The organism is Vibrio sp. 811, assembly GCF_033339195.1.
Window position 1 is genome coordinate 1 of sequence record NZ_JAWOUB010000067.1, and the last position, 1,528, is coordinate 1,528.

1 rRNA gene is annotated in these 1,528 nt (G+C 53.3%); it reads right to left on the minus strand.

Features of this window, described 5'->3' with window-relative positions:
* Positions 1–1,520: ribosomal RNA gene (locus R7Q46_RS24820) — 16S ribosomal RNA — on the minus strand; the annotation flags it as partial.
* Positions 1,521–1,528: the final 8 nt, after the last annotated feature.

Below are 1,528 nucleotides of genomic sequence, written 5' to 3' on the forward strand. Positions count from 1 at the left end.
GCTACCTTGTTACGACTTCACCCCAGTCATGAACCACAAAGTGGTAAGCGTCCCCCCGAAGGTTAAACTACCTACTTCTTTTGCAGCCCACTCCCATGGTGTGACGGGCGGTGTGTACAAGGCCCGGGAACGTATTCACCGTGGCATTCTGATCCACGATTACTAGCGATTCCGACTTCATGGAGTCGAGTTGCAGACTCCAATCCGGACTACGACGCACTTTTTGGGATTCGCTCACTTTCGCAAGTTGGCCGCCCTCTGTATGCGCCATTGTAGCACGTGTGTAGCCCTACTCGTAAGGGCCATGATGACTTGACGTCGTCCCCACCTTCCTCCGGTTTATCACCGGCAGTCTCCCTGGAGTTCCCGACATTACTCGCTGGCAAACAAGGATAAGGGTTGCGCTCGTTGCGGGACTTAACCCAACATTTCACAACACGAGCTGACGACAGCCATGCAGCACCTGTCTCAGAGTTCCCGAAGGCACCAATCCATCTCTGGAAAGTTCTCTGGATGTCAAGAGTAGGTAAGGTTCTTCGCGTTGCATCGAATTAAACCACATGCTCCACCGCTTGTGCGGGCCCCCGTCAATTCATTTGAGTTTTAATCTTGCGACCGTACTCCCCAGGCGGTCTACTTAACGCGTTAGCTCCGAAAGCCACGGCTCAAGGCCACAACCTCCAAGTAGACATCGTTTACGGCGTGGACTACCAGGGTATCTAATCCTGTTTGCTCCCCACGCTTTCGCATCTGAGTGTCAGTATCTGTCCAGGGGGCCGCCTTCGCCACCGGTATTCCTTCAGATCTCTACGCATTTCACCGCTACACCTGAAATTCTACCCCCCTCTACAGTACTCTAGTCTGCCAGTTTCAAATGCTATTCCGAGGTTGAGCCCCGGGCTTTCACATCTGACTTAACAAACCACCTGCATGCGCTTTACGCCCAGTAATTCCGATTAACGCTCGCACCCTCCGTATTACCGCGGCTGCTGGCACGGAGTTAGCCGGTGCTTCTTCTGTCGCTAACGTCAAATAATGCAGCTATTAACTACACTACCTTCCTCACGACTGAAAGTGCTTTACAACCCGAAGGCCTTCTTCACACACGCGGCATGGCTGCATCAGGCTTGCGCCCATTGTGCAATATTCCCCACTGCTGCCTCCCGTAGGAGTCTGGACCGTGTCTCAGTTCCAGTGTGGCTGATCATCCTCTCAGACCAGCTAGGGATCGTCGCCTTGGTGAGCCCTTACCTCACCAACTAGCTAATCCCACCTAGGCATATCCTGACGCGAGAGGCCCGAAGGTCCCCCTCTTTGGCCCGTAGGCATCATGCGGTATTAGCCATCGTTTCCAATGGTTATCCCCCACATCAGGGCAATTTCCTAGGCATTACTCACCCGTCCGCCGCTCGACGCCGTTATCGTTCCCCGAAGGTTCAGATAACTCGTTTCCGCTCGACTTGCATGTGTTAGGCCTGCCGCCAGCGTTCAATCTGAGCCATGATCAAACTCTTCAATTTAAGATTTT